Below are 14,774 nucleotides of genomic sequence, written 5' to 3' on the forward strand. Positions count from 1 at the left end.
CGTTGGCTGCAAGTTTAGGACAAATCTCTGTAAATAAGAACTTATGCAAAAGCATTTTACAAGATATTCAGATTTATATGTGATAATTATCGCTGGTTTATTAGGAATTGCGGTATTTTATTATTTAGACAGAAAATTAGAATTATTAATAGCAATATTTGGAGGCGGGATTTCAATCGCTTTTAGTCTTCGCCAAGATAGAATTGAAAATGATAAAATGTTCAAAGAGCTATTCATTATGTACAATGAAAAGTATGATCAAAAATTTAATAATTGTTTGAATGAAATTGAAAATGAAATTTTTGAAAATCCCAATTATAAATTATCAGATAAACAAGTTTCAATTGTAATTGATTATTTAAATTTATGTGCAGAAGAATATCTTTGGTTTACAAAAGGTAGAATTGATAAATCCGCATGGAATTCTTGGGAACGTGGAATAAAACATTATTTAAATATTTCAGCAATTAAAAAAGTTGTTCAAAATGAAAAAAAGCAAAAAGATTCTTATTATGGAATTTTTGAATATTTAAATTTATAACAACCTGACAGCCAACGAGCAGTTTTATGAAATTGCCTGTTCTTGTGCTCGATAGTTCAAATCTTTTCCATAATTTCGTCTTCGGTCACCGAAAGAACTCGGCTCCGAAATTCCGGCAACTTCATAAAGCTGCCGGGCGTTGGCTGCAACCGTAGCCCAGTTTGTGCAGATATAGCGTTGTTTAAAAGTTTTTTCAAAACAGGTATTTATACCTGTTGCAAATTAAAAATAAAACATTATGTTTAACCCATTCTGGAAAGTTATTATCTTTTCCGTAAATCATAAAAAATAAATTACAAATCAGGAAAATCAAACAAGACTTGCCATCTTATTTATGATTGAAATTTATTTCCGAAATTTTTCAATTAAAAAGGAATTACCATTTATTTTCGAGGTTAGTTATTAAATGGTTCTTATGACCAAACAACCAAAAAAAAGAGCCATACTTTGCTTTCGACCACAATAGTATGACTCCCAACTAATAAAAGTTTCACCAAAATTATGAAAAAAAATCATTTATTTTACGTCCTAGCATTCTTAATAATTGCTACTATTGGTATCGTCTCATGTAACGACAATGAACCTAAATTTGAAGTTGAAAATTTCACCTCTAACATTAAATTAATAGATAGTTTAAAAAAAGTTTATGATAGTGATATTTTACCGAGTAATTTATACAAAGTCCAGAAATATAATATGCTGGAAATGATTGATAAACTTGACAGCGCATTAAAATATGCTCCAATGGACGATCGCACAAAATTTTCAGACTACATCAGTAACAATCTTTCGTTAACGAAATTTAATTCCACCAACGATGCATTACATCTCTATGATGACATAGTTGAATCTTCAGATGATTATCATATTGCATATAAAAGTTTTTTTACCGAATTAAGTAAACTAGATATGAAAGATATCAGGATTGTAATTTCAAATGGATTAGGTAGCTCTCCATCAATTGTTACCAATGGTCATCCGTGTCAGGAACACTGTATGGATGCGGTTTCTCTAGCAATTGATTTACTTGACGAATACATGTGTAATTATTATGAGGATCCACAAGCAACCTCATTCGGAATGATGTTCGCTGAATGGTTATATTGGAGAGACTATCAATCTGCTATATATGACTTTAATGACTGTCTAAACGCTTGCTAACAAAATATTAATATGCAATATTTCCGTCTAATACTAATTTACTTGTTCGCAGTTACAATATCAAATGCGCAAAGTAATGATATAGAATATATGTCGCCTGTCAAAGATTTATCTCAAGACGAATATTTAAAGGCAATTGATGGGTACCTGAAAATGAGCTTCACTCCTAGTTACAAGGAATATAGAAGTAAAACATTTAGTTTTTTAGGAAAATTGCCTAAAAATCTTAATTCTGAGGCTTTATTTACTGACGATGCATTTGAAAAATGGATTACAGAAAAACTGAAATTCTCGAAATTTAAAAGCGTCGAAGAAGCGGTTAAGTTAAGAAAGTTATGTATTGACCTAAAGTTTAAACTAATTCGAGATAATTTCGATATTTATAAATTACTTGGGAGGGCAACACCAAAACAGGTAATAGAAATAATTAAACCCGATCTTCGTCCTGATGAACCAAGAATTTAGACTGTAAAATAAATAGGAGTGTAGAATACACTCCTATTTTTATTTAAAACAAAATAGATCATTTGTGTCCAACGATGTCTTGTTGCAACCCAATAAAAATGCTTTGTTTTTAAATAATAAAAAAAGTGTATTGATTGAAAGCGGCATGTTATTAACGACATAAGTAAAGTAAAGAAAAGAATAGAAATGACTTAGGTAAATTAAAAATTTAGCCATTAGCCAACTACTAAGAAAAACAACGGCTGCAGCCAACGAGCAGCTTTATGCAATTGCCTGTTCTTGTGCTCGATAGTTCATTTCTTTTTCATAACTTCGTTTTCGGTCACCGAAAGAACTCGGCTCCGAAATTCCGGCAACTTCATAAAGCTGCCGGGCGTTAGCAGCCATTATAACACGAAACGTCCTAACAATGAACAAAATTTATATTATCTATATCACTTTCATTTTAATAATTGGTTGTTCGACGCATACGAAAATGACCAAAAATGCAGATGAATTTTATTTAGAAGTAGAATCTGGACTTCAAAAACATAATGTTTCTGAAAACGACACTGAATATTTTAAAACAAAAAAATTTAATCCAGTCAAATTCATATTTAATAATTTGAAAGAAAAATTAAAAGATACAAATCATATCATTTTTTTATTTAGTTGGGTTAATCATTTACCAACTACAGGAACAAATGATTTTGAATCAATTGTATATGATTTGGACAATCATAAAAAATACTATATATATAACTTTAGAGAAAATTTTAAAAATATCATAATAAAAGAGTCTTTACCAAGTGATCTTAATGGTGCCGATACGATTATAGAAAATTACAAATTAAATAAAATTGAATATTTAAAATCTTTGCAGACTAGTACTTCAGCAGAATTAGGACAAGATTATTTAATTCAAAATATTAATTTGCAAAATCACATCAATAAAACTTCCGTATTTAAATCGTTAGTAACGGAACATTTTTAATCTCATAACGGCTGCTAACGAGCAGCTTAACGCCAGAGTGGCAATCAGTTACAAAATGTTCGCAAATTTTTCATAACTTCGTTCACGGTCACCGAAAGAACTCAGCTCCGAAACCGCCGCACCGGCGTGAAGCTGCCGGGCGTTGGCTGCAATTATCAAATCCGTAAAATCCAGATATGAAATTTCCAAAAGTAATAGACCCAAATAAAGTTGGCGAATATGAAACTTTAGTTAACACTGGAGCAGGATTTTTCTATGATCAAGTGTTGGAATATAGAGTTTGGTGTTATCCATCAAAAGGCGCAGAAGACTTTTTTGAAGGCGATGATTATTTTTATCCATTCGAAAACTATGAAGATGCACTTATTTTTTCACAAAAAGAATCTGGAAGAGAAAAACCAATTGCACTTATAAAACAATTTGAGTGGATAAATGAAATAGAGCCAGGAATTTATTTGCATGAGAAAGGAGAACGAATTACCGAATGGATTGCAGATGAATTAATTGGTAGAAAAAGAGAATTAAATTCGATAAAAAATAAATTATTAGATTTACAAGCATAACTGCAAGCCAACATGGGCTTGGCGCCAGAGCGGCAATTAGTTGCAAAATTGTACCAGTATTTTTCATAACTTCGTTCTCGGTCACCGAAAGTACTCGGCTCCGAAATCGCCGCACCGGCGCAAAGCCCTGGCCGTTAGCGGTAATTTTTAGGAAAATTTATTGCTCTCTACAACTTATAATCAAAAAGTATGGATGATAACTTTTTATATTTAGCAAAAAAATTTTCTATGCTAATTGAAGGATTAATTATTGGCGAAGGCAACGCAAAAGAAAGATTATTAGAAAATTCATTTTTATTGCATTCTGTTTTCGGGTTAAATTTTCCAGAAGAATTAAATAGTCAAAAAGAAAAAATTATAAAACAGTTATCGAAATTTCCTGTTTTAGTTGAAGATGATAAAATAATATGGAGCTCATATGATAGAACAATTCAAAAGATTAGAAAATCAACGGCATCAAAAATTATCAAAGAAATTTATAATTTATATATAGAATTTAACTGGCAGCGTAAAATTAATTTAGATAAAACTAACCGCTAACGAGCAGCTTGGCAAAATTGCGGCCTAATCTGCAAAAAAGTTCGTCAGTTTTCCATAACTTCGTTTCCGGTCACCGAAAGAACTCAGCGTTGAAGTTGCCGCAACTTCGCAAAGCTGCCGGGCGTTATGTGAAATTGAGCCGGAACTTCTCGGATAAATAGTACTTTTTGCTGATGTATGCTGATTAGAAGCGGAAGAAAATTGACAATTTTTTGCCTAAGCCTTTTGCAAAAAGAATTTGCTGAAAATAGATTTTCAAAGCGAAGACGCTAAAAAAGGCTTGGCTAAGTTAGAAGAAAAAAATGACAAAGTCAAATAATTTTTTTCTCTAACTTGCAATAAATCAGCATACATTCGTACTACAAATTTTAACAACTTCAGATATCTAACGGTAGCAGATATATAAAATGATTAAAATTTATTTATTACGAGATTTCCTGACTCAACTTGAAGATTTTGAATTTTATCAGGATTGAGATCAAATTCAACATCCACATAACGAAGGGCTTAACGCAATAGCTGTTTTTGTTTTAAAATGAACTAGTTTTTTCCATAACTTTGTTTGCGGTAGGGGAAAGAACTCGTTCCAAAAGCCGCTACTGCGTGAAGCCCTGGCCGTTACCAGCAAGCAATCTACACAACAACGCAAATGAAAATCCAGAAAATATCATTTACAGCATACATTCTGTTAGGAATTATAATTTCTTGGTTCGTTTATGATTGGGCAAATCCAAATTATGAAAAATGGTTCAAGCAAAATTCAGAAGAATTTGCAGAAAACCGTAACCAGTTCGAAAAAGTGATCAAGGATATAAAATCAAAATATTTAAACGCTAAAGAAGAGCCAAATTTAGCAGAACTGTCAAAAAAGATTACTGAGGAATATCAAGAAAAGTTAGAAGAAATTGGAATCGAAAGTGTAGAAATTAGTTCTGATGAAGAATTGGATTGTGTCGAAAAAGTAACTTTTAAATTTAATGTGAAATCAGGTTATAATATTAGAAAATTGAATAGCGTTCAAATCATATATTCACCATGTGATAAACAAACCGAAAAGAATTTTCATCAAAACTCTGGACATATTGATATAAATGGAGAAGGTAATAATTGGTTAATACTTTCAGATACAGATTTCATTTAATTTTGCCAGCTGGTAACGAGCAGCTTAACGCCAGTGCGGCATTTTCTGCAAAATTGTTCGCATATTTTTCATAACTTCGTTCATGGTCACCGAAAGCACTCAGCTCCGAAACCGCCGCACCGGCGTGAAGCTGCCGGGCGTTAGAGGCTATTTTTAGTCGCCGATAGACAAATCCGGAACTTAAGACTTACATTTATTGTGTTGAAAAAAATATTTATATTTGTCAATGCAAAATCATTTGAGATATGAATTACAAAATGTCCTTTCAGGAAAGAGCGAAATTAGGTTTGGAGCAACTATCCAATCAATCACCAGTTACCTTAAAAATGGCGAAGCAACAAGCTCAGGAGTTGAAAATGCAAAGCATCTCAAAAGTGAAGAAACAGAGAGATTAGAAAATTTTATTTTTCGGAATAAACTTTGGATTGAAGAAATTGACTTTACTCAATATGTGAGTGAAGGAGCAGAGCAAAAAGTATATTTAAAAGATGCTGAATATGTTCTGAAATTAAATGATTCAATTTATTACACATCGTGGAAAGATTATTTCTACAATTTATTGCTTCACAATTATTTCTTTCCAGATACAGCTTATGAATTGATAGGATTTACAAAAGAAAATGAAATTTTATATTGTGTAGTTCAACAGGCTTACGTTTCGGTTACAAATAATACGAATCTTGAAGAAGTAAAATTATTTTTGACATTGAATGGTTTTAAAAATAGTCGCAACAACGATTATTATAATCCTAAATTAGGAATTATATTAGAAGATTTACACGACGAAAATGTTTTGACAAGAAATGAGGTTTTGTATTTTATTGATACAGTTTTTTATTTGACAGAAGATTTTTGGAAACACGAAAAAGAAAATGGTTAAAACAGCCTCTAACGAGCAGCTTAACGCCAGAGCGGCCTTTTTGTGGTCGTTAGTTCAAATCTTTTTCATAACTTCGTTCACGGTCACCGAAAGAACTCTGTTCCGAAACCGCCGCACCGGCGTGAAGCTGCCGGGCGTTATGGGCAAGATTTCGAGTGACGCAACCTAAATCATGATAAAATGAAAAGACCTAGTTGGCTAATTACAATTTTAATTATTATAGTTTTATTCGCAATCATTACTAATCCTAGTGTTGATGATCATAAACAAGAATTAAAATCATTATTCAATCGTCGTGTTCAAAACTCTTTATCGGATGAGGAATCTGACGGATTTAAAAATCTCGGAATAATGATTGGAAATTCATTTGCAGAAAAGTTAATTGATAATGCTGTTACCCGAGATAATTATGTCATATTTTCTTTGACGAGAGGGACTTGGAAAGAAAATAGTAAAATAATTGGATTTGGCATTTTTGGGAATGTATTTCTATCAAAAGAAGTAAAAGAAAGTTTTGAAAATTCCTTTAATGGTTCACAAATAGAAGAAGCAAAACCATCAGAAGAATATTAATCCTGCCCATAACGAGCAGCTTAACGCCAGAGCGGCAATTAGTTGCAAATTGTTCGTCTATTTTTCATAACTTCGTTCACGGTCACCGAAAGAACTCAGCTCCGAAACTGCCGCACCGGCGTGAAGCTGCCGGGCGTTAGCTGATATGTTTAAAAAAACGAGACGATGAGAACACTTAAGTTTGATAAATACGAAATCGAAAATCTTGAAGATTGTATTCCTGAAATTGAAAAAATGTATCAGTTTCAATTTACAAATGAAGAGCTCAAAAATGTAAAAAGTTTTGACGAATTCTCAGAATTAATAATTTCTAAAATTGATTTTGAAAATATAGAAAGTTGCACAACTCAACAAGCGTTTTACAAGTTAAGGAAATCTGTTGTTGAAGAAAACGTATTTAAAAAAGAAAATTTCAAACCAGAAACTAAACTCAATGACTTATTTCCAAGAGAAAATAGAATTAAGGTTGTTAGAAAAATTGAAAATAACATTGGTTTTAAATTAAACATTTTAAATCCTCCAGTATTTATATTTTATATATTATTTCCAATTTCTATAATCTCATTCGTTACACTTTTTATAGATTTAAAAATTGGAATTTTGGGATGCTTATTTTCAATTTTTTCAATTTACTTAAGTAACCGATTTGCAAAAGAAATTAGAATAAAAAATGTAAAGCAATTAGTTGAAAAGATTACAAATGAAAATTATTTAAAAGTCAGAAAGAAACAAAATACCGTTAACAAATCAGAGCTGAAAAAAGTATTGATTGAGTGGTTTGCGGACAATGCATGTATCGAAAAAGAAAAATTAGAAATAGGAACATTTATTTGATAATTAACACATCAGCTAACATGGGCTTGGCAAAATTGCGGCAGTCAGTTGCAAAATTGTAACAGTATTTTTCATAACTTCGTTCACGGTCACCGAAAGAACTCAGCTTTGAAGTTGCCGCAACTTCGCAAAGCCCTTGGCGTTGTATGCAAGTTTTACCGAACGGAACGCAAAGAATTTATGAGAAAAATAATTTTGTTACTTGTGTTGATTTTATTCCAAAGCTGTTGGATTTGTCCAGACAAGCACAAAATTGAATTTGATAACGATGAAAAAACATTTACAGTTTTGTCTGATGGATTTTTTATTGAATCAATTAAAATGACTGAGTTCATTCAAAAAGAAGGTTACATAGAAACAATTGATTCAAATAGTATAAAAATTGCTTCAACTGGAAAACTTCAACAAAAAATTAATTTAAAGTCACTAACAAAAAATTATTCGATTGTTGGAATAAATTTGAAAAAAATGTTAGAAAAGAAAAATATAGCATTCGAAGTTTGTGTCATAAATCCTGACTTAAAAGTTGATGACGAAAACGCAAACTCACTTATTTATTTTGTTACAGATAATACAAGCAAAGGAAAAACTGTCCAAGAATCAAACGGCTGCAAATAATTAAACCAGCATACAACGAGCAGCTTGGCAAAATTGCGGCCTAATCTGCAAAAAAGTTTGTCAGTTTTCCATAACTTCGTTTCCGGTCGCCGAAAGAACTCAGCTTTGAAGTTGCCGCAACTTCGCAAAGCTGCCGGGCGTTACCGGCAATCGCAAAACATCACGTGTATGAAAAACCTCTTGTATATTTTTGTATTATTCTCCGTCACTAACTCTTTTTCTCAAGAGCGAATTCTAAGCTTCTTAAATTCAGAAAATAAATATGAAATTTATGTACGCAGAAGTCCAAATGTTGTACTAGGAGAAGGAGAAATTCCTGAACAGATAATTATAAAAGATGGAAATTCAATCAACAAAATAATTAATGATTGGAAAGGGAAAAAGACACTTGAATTTATCAAATGTGGTTATAATTGCTTTGTAACAATAGTCAGCAATGGAAAGGTAATTTCACGTTTAAAAATAAACGATAATTGTAATCAAGCTTTAATAGGTGATGAAAATTTTGATATAAAAGACAATCCTTTCTCAAAAATTAAATCACAGGAAACATTTTTCTCTTCTGAATTTGAGTTTTCATCGAAAATAAAAGCTTTAGATTTTATAAAATCAATTCAAAAAATTGAAAATATTTATTGTTGGAATTGTGATTCAATAATTTCTGAAAGTGAAAATTTTGAAGTTTACAAAATAAATTTATACGGAGATAAAGAAATAATTCAGCATCTAAGCGACAGCCGGTAACGAGCAGCTTAACGCCAGAGCGGCAAATAGTTGCAAAAAAGTTCAAATCTTTTTCATAACTTCGTTTGCGGTCACCGAAAGAACTCAGCTCCGAAACCGCCGCACCGGCGTGAAGCTGCCGGGCGTTAGCGGCTATCGCGCCAAGATTGCGCATAATCAAAAAGATATGAAACAATTATTAATATTTCTATCATTTTTCTTAGCTTGCTGCAAAAGCAACGAGAAAGAACATAACATAAAAACATTTATTTTTTCAAATGCAAGTATGCATTCTGATTACTCATTAAAGCTCAACTCAAGCGATACAATTTATTTTGAAGATCGATTTGAATATCCTAAAGGAAATTATTACGCAATTCTAAAATCTGGCGAAAAAGATTCAATATTTAATCAACTCGAAAAAATTGATTTTAGAAAATATCTTTCAGATTATTCAGATGATCATTTATCCGATGGAACTGCATTTAGATTGTTGGTCGTAAAGGCAAACAAAATTGATTCAATTTTTGTTTATGGAGATAAAGTGACCAATGTGTTTTATAATGTCGCTTCAATTTTGAGAACATTCAAAAAGCAAAAGAAATTTTTAAGACTTGATAAAAATATAGATTTTGAAAATTTAAATTACAAAATGTTACCGCCGCCACCGCCACCGCCGCCAGCTCCAAAAATAAAAGAAATTCAAATGAACTAATAACGACAGCCGCTAACATGGGCTTGGCAAAATTGCGGCACAATCTGCAAAATTGTAACAGTATTTTCCATAACTTCGTTTTCGGTCACCGAAAGTACTCGGCTCCGAAATTGCCGCAACTTCGCAAAGCCCTTGGCGTTGGAGGCAATTATTCACGACAACAAACATATAAAAATGAAGAACGTAAGATTTATCTTTATTGCGGGAATTATTCTATTATCGGCATGCAATCATAAGATGACATGCGATAACGATGAGACAATCGAATTGCTAAAGAAAAGTATAAAAAATGATTTAATTGAATGTTGGACATTGAATGAAGCTTCGAAAAGCTATGAAGGTATCAAATATGACACATTTGGAAATATGCAGAATGATTACAAAAAATTTTTAATTTCTAATCTTGAAGAAATTGAAGTTCATGAAGATTTAAAATATGTCGAAGGTGAAGATCATTTTGCAAAAGATGAAATAATATTAAGCAATATTGTTTTAGAAGCATATGATGAAAGTATTGATCGATGTACATGTTCAGCTAAAGTTCAATCAATTCATCCGAATCTCGATTTTTCGGAAAATGTGACGTATGAAACACAAAAAAATAGTGAAAATAAAGCTACAGGAAAATATAAATATATTCCTAATATTAAATTAGACAATAAGATTTTCATTAAGGATTTCATTGATGAATATAGAGAAGAATAATTATAACTGCCTCCAACGAGCAGTTTTATGCAATTGCCTGTTTTTGTGCTCGATAGTTCATTTTTTTTTCATAATTTCGTTCACGGTCACCGAAAGAACTCGGCTCCGAAATTCCGGCAACTTCATAAAGCTGCCGGGCGTTGGCTGCCATACCCAATATTGCGCATAAAAAAATCAAAATGACATATGAAAAATAAAGCCTTTTTAATTCTTGTAATATCAATATTTGGTTTTGGAAAAGCAAATTCGCAATCACAAAAAAGATTTAGTGATTCACCAAAGACAGCAATTTTTACAACCAAGTTTGTAGTTATAGATAAAAAAGAAATTACATATGTCAGCCACGATAAAGAAGATGGTGCTTGGCAATTTTTCAGTGATGACAAATTTGAAAATTTCGAAGAAGTTGCTAAAGTTATCTCGCTTGAAGAAATTTTAAAAATTGATCCCACATTATTCAAATTAGCAGATTTGCCTTTAGGTTATATTGCAACTAGAAAAAATATTAAAAGTGAATGGAAAATTGAAAAAATAAAATAATAGTACGGCAGCCAACATGGGCTTGGCAAAATTGCGGCACAATCTGCAAAATTGAACCAGTATTTTCCATAACTTCGTTCACGGTCACCGAAAGTACTCGGCTCCGAAGTTGCCGCAACTTCGCAAAGCCCTTGGCGTTAGCAGAGATTTCCTAAAAAACAACGAATATGAAAATAAGAACGATTTGTTTCATTTTGTTATTACATCTTCTTTCGTGCAATAAAAACGAAAAAACTTCCGTGCCAAAATCATCGGCTGTCAAAATCGATTCAATCGACGAAATCGTTACTGACAATTCATTAAGTGAAATGCAAAAAGACAGTTTGTGCATTAAATATGCTGCCGATAAAAGATTGAGAAATGGTGAAAATATAATATTGAGAAATAAATTGACAACAAATTTCTTAATGATTAATAATTTATATTCCTTATTAAATTATGGTGGAACTTATTATGGCCATCAACAAACGCGGCTAAGAGCTGAAGTGGAAAAATCAATTTCTGAACTAAACATTTCGGATAAAAATCAAAATGGAAACTTTGCAAAAAGTAAAAAAGATTATCTAAAAAAGTGGATTGATTTTATCGAAAAGAAAGAAAGTGAAAATGTTGAGAATAAAATTGACAAAAGCGCGGCGAAAAAAAGGAGCAAAGAGTTTGAAGAAAAACTAGATACGTTACAAAGAAATATTGAAAACCAGTTTATGTTAAACCAAATAATTAAATTTGAAAAAAAGTACTATAATTGAAACCTCTGCTAACATGGGCTTGGCAAAATTGCGGCACAATCTGCAAAATTGAACCAGTATTTTCCATAACTTCGTTCACGGTCACCGAAAGTACTCGGCTCCGAAATTGCCGCAACTTCGCAAAGCCCTTGGCGTTAGGCACTAGCTGCCGTACGATGCGACAACATACTTTGAAATAAATCAATAAAAATGGACGACACAATTCCCAAAATTATTTACAAATATCGAAATTGGGATGATGAAAATCACCAAAAGGTATTAAAAGAAAATTCGCTGTTTTGTGCATCAGCAAATTTGTTCAACGACCCTTTCGATTGTAAAATTTATAAAAATCATTTTCTACTTGATTCTAATGAAAAACTTAATCAATACGTCGAAGATTCGATATCAGAACATAAAGATTGGTTGATAGAAAATAATAGAAATTTTGATGTTGAAAAAGCTAATTTAAAAAGAAAGCTTCAAAATATTAGTCAATATCAATTGGAGCATGAAAAAATTGAAGATTCATATACAAACGATTTTTTAGGGGTTGTTTCCTTTAGCGGTCGGTGGGATTCAATTTTAATGTGGTCACATTATGCAAATTATCATCAAGGATTTTGCATTGGATTTAATGAATTTACGCTAAGAAATTCTAGATTATTTGGGAAAGGAGGAAATGTAATTTACACTAAAGATTTTCCGGTTTTTGACCCATTGAACAACGACTTAAATGCCGCATTGTTCAAACCTTTTTATAAAAGCTTAGAATGGAAATACGAAGAGGAATATAGAATGATGAATATTTATTTTGATATGTTTCCAAAAAAACCGAATAGAATTGTCACATTTCAAGACGAGCATATTGAAGAGATTATCTTAGGTTTAAACATTTCAACTAAGACAAAAAATGAAATAATTGAAATTGCAAAAGATAGAAATTTTCCTGTTTACCAAATAGAAAAAGTTCCATTTAAATTTGAAATTTCTCGACGTAAAATTCTCTAAGCCAGTGCCTAACATGGGCTTGGCAAAATTGCGGCCTCCTTGTGCAAAATTGTTCTAGTTTTTTCCATAACTTCGTTTCCGGTCACCGAAAGTACTCGGCTTCGAAATTGCCGCAACTTCGCAAAGCCCTGGCCGTTGGGCGCTATTTAAACATAAAATCAAATCAAAATGAACTATACATTTAAAGTTTGGCTTTTCACAATAATTGTATCGCCTTTACTTTTGTTTTTAGCTTTATTAATTGTTAACGATTCTAAATTTGATTCAGTTTTAGATTCATCAAGTTTAATTTTTATAATGTTTATATGTGGATTTATTTTTTCAATACCGGCAATGATTATATTTCAGATAATTCAATCAAGATTGATTAAAAAAATTAAAGAAAACAAATTAAAAATTATTTTGAGTATTTACAGCTTTATTTCCGTCTGGATTACATTTTATATTTTAGATAAAGGATTTATTGAACGTGGTATTGAACAATTATTATGGGTTATAATTTATTCCATAACAATAGTTTTAGGAGTTTGGATTTTTAAAAATCGAAAAGCGATTAAAGAAATTTAGTCAAACAGCGACCCAACGAGCAGTTTTATGCAATTGCCTGTTTTTGTGCTCGATAGTTCATTTCTTTTTCATAATTTCGTTTTCGGTCACCGAAAGAACTCGGCTCCGAAATTCCGGCAACTTCATAAAGCTGCCGGGCGTTGGGCGACACTTTTAGGAAAATCTTTCTAAACAGAGAAACTATGTTATATAAAATTTTCGTCGAGAATAATTTAATTGGAACAACGCAATTTGAGAAATCTGATGCGCCAATGGGAGTTGTAATTGGCAAAATTAATTTTATTGAAGTTGATTCTGGGTATAAATTTTTTAAAAATTATTGTGTTGAAAATAATATCAGTTTCACAGATAGTGATGAAGAGAAATTAATTTTAACAATGAATATTCCAAATCTAAAAGTAATAAGCGAAAGAGGAATTGAGATTATTGGACAAAGCAAGTCAATTTCCGGAATGGATTCGGATATTTTTGAAATTAACATTGAAGGAATTTCTTATCCATTTTATGAAGAAGAATTTCCAGAGCAATTAAAAGTTTATCATGAGATGTTTGTTGAAAAAGCGACCGCCCAACCTGGGCTTGGCAAAATTGCGGCATTTCGTGCAAAATTGAAACAGCTTTTTTCATAACTTCGTCTTGGGTCACCGAAAGTACTCGGCTCCGAAATTGCCGCAACTTCGCAAAGCCCTTGGCGTTGGCTGCAAGTTTAGGACAAAATGTATAATATGAAGAACTTATTATTTCTATTATTGGTTGCACAAATTTCCTATTCGCAGACGCGCATGGAAAACAATTCGAAATGTAAAAAAACAAAAAACATTTCATTAACTGAACGTTTAGGTAAATTTCCATTTTCGGATTCTAAAGAAATAAAAATAATTTCATTTAAAAACAAAATTGATAATAACCTTGTCGGACATGAACTAATCAATCAAATAGATTCGATTAAATTAAACAAAGATATATTTCAACCAGAGATGTATGATGAAGTTTCAACATTAAACCCTAAGCAAATCGAAAAACTTACCGATATTATTTATAATTATACTTACAAGAAAATTCCATATGCTATTGAAGATATTAAGTGCTATATGCCAAGAAATGCAATATTTTTCATTAATGGCAATAATAAAATAATTGCTTATATAGAAATTTGTTTTGGATGTAATCATATTCGTTCAAGTGATAAAAATCTTGATTTAGGAGAATATTGCGCTGAGAAATACGATTTAATCAAATCAATATTTAAAGAAGCTAAAATTGAATATGGAATCACAAAATTAGAGTAACCTGACAGCCAACGTGGGCTTGGCAAAATTGCGGCACAATCTTCAAAACTGAACCAGTTTTTTCCATAACTTCGTTCACGGTCACCGAAAGTACTCGGCTCCGAAATTGCCGCAACTTCGCAAAGCCCTTGGCGTTATGTGAGATTCCGCGAGAAACATTGTGAAAAAATTTGCCAAATTACCATTTTTTGGTAACTTAGCTAAAAA

The 14,774-nt window shown here is 31.6% G+C and carries 20 protein-coding genes; all 20 read left to right on the forward strand.

Annotation, left to right across the window (positions count from 1 at the left end):
- Positions 1-43: 43 nt before the first annotated feature.
- The 20 genes from ACSLFW_RS13460 to ACSLFW_RS13555 all read left to right on the forward strand — a co-directional run bounded on the left by ACSLFW_RS13460 (position 44) and on the right by ACSLFW_RS13555 (position 14,567).
- Complete coding sequence (locus ACSLFW_RS13460; RefSeq protein ID WP_436556175.1) at positions 44-541, forward strand: hypothetical protein; 498 nt, start codon at positions 44-46, stop codon at positions 539-541.
- A gap of 501 nt (positions 542-1,042) precedes the next feature.
- Positions 1,043-1,702 carry a hypothetical protein gene (locus ACSLFW_RS13465; RefSeq protein WP_436556176.1) on the forward strand — a complete coding sequence of 220 codons (660 nt, stop codon included), beginning with the start codon at positions 1,043-1,045 and terminating at the stop codon, positions 1,700-1,702.
- Between the two features lie 42 nt (positions 1,703-1,744).
- Positions 1,745-2,167 (forward strand): hypothetical protein, encoded by a 423-nt coding sequence (locus ACSLFW_RS13470; protein WP_436556177.1) that lies wholly within the window; start codon positions 1,745-1,747, stop codon positions 2,165-2,167.
- Between the two features lie 475 nt (positions 2,168-2,642).
- On the forward strand, positions 2,643-3,140 hold the full coding sequence (locus ACSLFW_RS13475; RefSeq protein ID WP_436556178.1) for a hypothetical protein: 498 nt from the start codon (positions 2,643-2,645) through the stop codon (positions 3,138-3,140).
- 176 nt (positions 3,141-3,316) lie between these two features.
- Positions 3,317-3,703 (forward strand): hypothetical protein, encoded by a 387-nt coding sequence (locus tag ACSLFW_RS13480; protein WP_436556179.1) that lies wholly within the window; start codon positions 3,317-3,319, stop codon positions 3,701-3,703.
- A gap of 189 nt (positions 3,704-3,892) precedes the next feature.
- Positions 3,893-4,243, forward strand: a complete 351-nt coding sequence (locus tag ACSLFW_RS13485) for a hypothetical protein (RefSeq protein WP_436556180.1) — start codon at positions 3,893-3,895, stop codon at positions 4,241-4,243.
- 649 nt (positions 4,244-4,892) lie between these two features.
- On the forward strand, positions 4,893-5,384 hold the full coding sequence (locus tag ACSLFW_RS13490; RefSeq protein WP_436556181.1) for a hypothetical protein: 492 nt from the start codon (positions 4,893-4,895) through the stop codon (positions 5,382-5,384).
- A 238-nt stretch (positions 5,385-5,622) separates the two neighbouring features.
- Positions 5,623-6,264, forward strand: a complete 642-nt coding sequence (locus ACSLFW_RS13495) for a hypothetical protein (RefSeq protein WP_436556182.1) — start codon at positions 5,623-5,625, stop codon at positions 6,262-6,264.
- A 180-nt stretch (positions 6,265-6,444) separates the two neighbouring features.
- Entirely contained in the window at positions 6,445-6,837 is a 393-nt protein-coding gene (locus ACSLFW_RS13500; RefSeq protein ID WP_436556183.1) for a DUF4359 domain-containing protein, read from the forward strand.
- A 165-nt stretch (positions 6,838-7,002) separates the two neighbouring features.
- The gene (locus ACSLFW_RS13505) at positions 7,003-7,671 is read left to right on the forward strand and encodes a hypothetical protein (RefSeq protein ID WP_436556162.1); all 669 of its coding nucleotides are present in this window, start codon (positions 7,003-7,005) and stop codon (positions 7,669-7,671) included.
- A gap of 108 nt (positions 7,672-7,779) precedes the next feature.
- Positions 7,780-8,289 (forward strand): hypothetical protein, encoded by a 510-nt coding sequence (locus ACSLFW_RS13510; RefSeq protein ID WP_436556184.1) that lies wholly within the window; start codon positions 7,780-7,782, stop codon positions 8,287-8,289.
- A 168-nt stretch (positions 8,290-8,457) separates the two neighbouring features.
- A complete protein-coding gene (locus tag ACSLFW_RS13515) occupies positions 8,458-9,033 on the forward strand; it encodes a hypothetical protein (protein WP_436556185.1) in 576 nt (191 codons plus the stop codon).
- Between the two features lie 109 nt (positions 9,034-9,142).
- Positions 9,143-9,727 carry a hypothetical protein gene (locus ACSLFW_RS13520; protein WP_436556186.1) on the forward strand — a complete coding sequence of 195 codons (585 nt, stop codon included), beginning with the start codon at positions 9,143-9,145 and terminating at the stop codon, positions 9,725-9,727.
- 174 nt (positions 9,728-9,901) lie between these two features.
- On the forward strand, positions 9,902-10,432 hold the full coding sequence (locus ACSLFW_RS13525; protein ID WP_436556187.1) for a hypothetical protein: 531 nt from the start codon (positions 9,902-9,904) through the stop codon (positions 10,430-10,432).
- A gap of 186 nt (positions 10,433-10,618) precedes the next feature.
- A complete protein-coding gene (locus tag ACSLFW_RS13530) occupies positions 10,619-10,972 on the forward strand; it encodes an immunity protein Imm33 domain-containing protein (RefSeq protein ID WP_436556188.1) in 354 nt (117 codons plus the stop codon).
- A gap of 167 nt (positions 10,973-11,139) precedes the next feature.
- On the forward strand, positions 11,140-11,721 hold the full coding sequence (locus ACSLFW_RS13535) for a hypothetical protein (protein WP_436556189.1): 582 nt from the start codon (positions 11,140-11,142) through the stop codon (positions 11,719-11,721).
- Positions 11,722-11,910: 189 nt separating this feature from the next.
- Positions 11,911-12,711 (forward strand): DUF2971 domain-containing protein, encoded by an 801-nt coding sequence (locus tag ACSLFW_RS13540; protein ID WP_436556190.1) that lies wholly within the window; start codon positions 11,911-11,913, stop codon positions 12,709-12,711.
- A 168-nt stretch (positions 12,712-12,879) separates the two neighbouring features.
- The gene (locus ACSLFW_RS13545) at positions 12,880-13,278 is read left to right on the forward strand and encodes a hypothetical protein (RefSeq protein WP_436556191.1); all 399 of its coding nucleotides are present in this window, start codon (positions 12,880-12,882) and stop codon (positions 13,276-13,278) included.
- Positions 13,279-13,460: 182 nt separating this feature from the next.
- Complete coding sequence (locus ACSLFW_RS13550; RefSeq protein ID WP_436556192.1) at positions 13,461-13,907, forward strand: hypothetical protein; 447 nt, start codon at positions 13,461-13,463, stop codon at positions 13,905-13,907.
- 153 nt (positions 13,908-14,060) lie between these two features.
- The gene (locus tag ACSLFW_RS13555; protein ID WP_436556193.1) at positions 14,061-14,567 is read left to right on the forward strand and encodes a hypothetical protein; all 507 of its coding nucleotides are present in this window, start codon (positions 14,061-14,063) and stop codon (positions 14,565-14,567) included.
- Positions 14,568-14,774: the final 207 nt, after the last annotated feature.

This window comes from Flavobacterium sp. 3HN19-14, from assembly GCF_051373205.1.
Taxonomy (GTDB): Bacteria; Bacteroidota; Bacteroidia; order Flavobacteriales; family Flavobacteriaceae; genus Flavobacterium.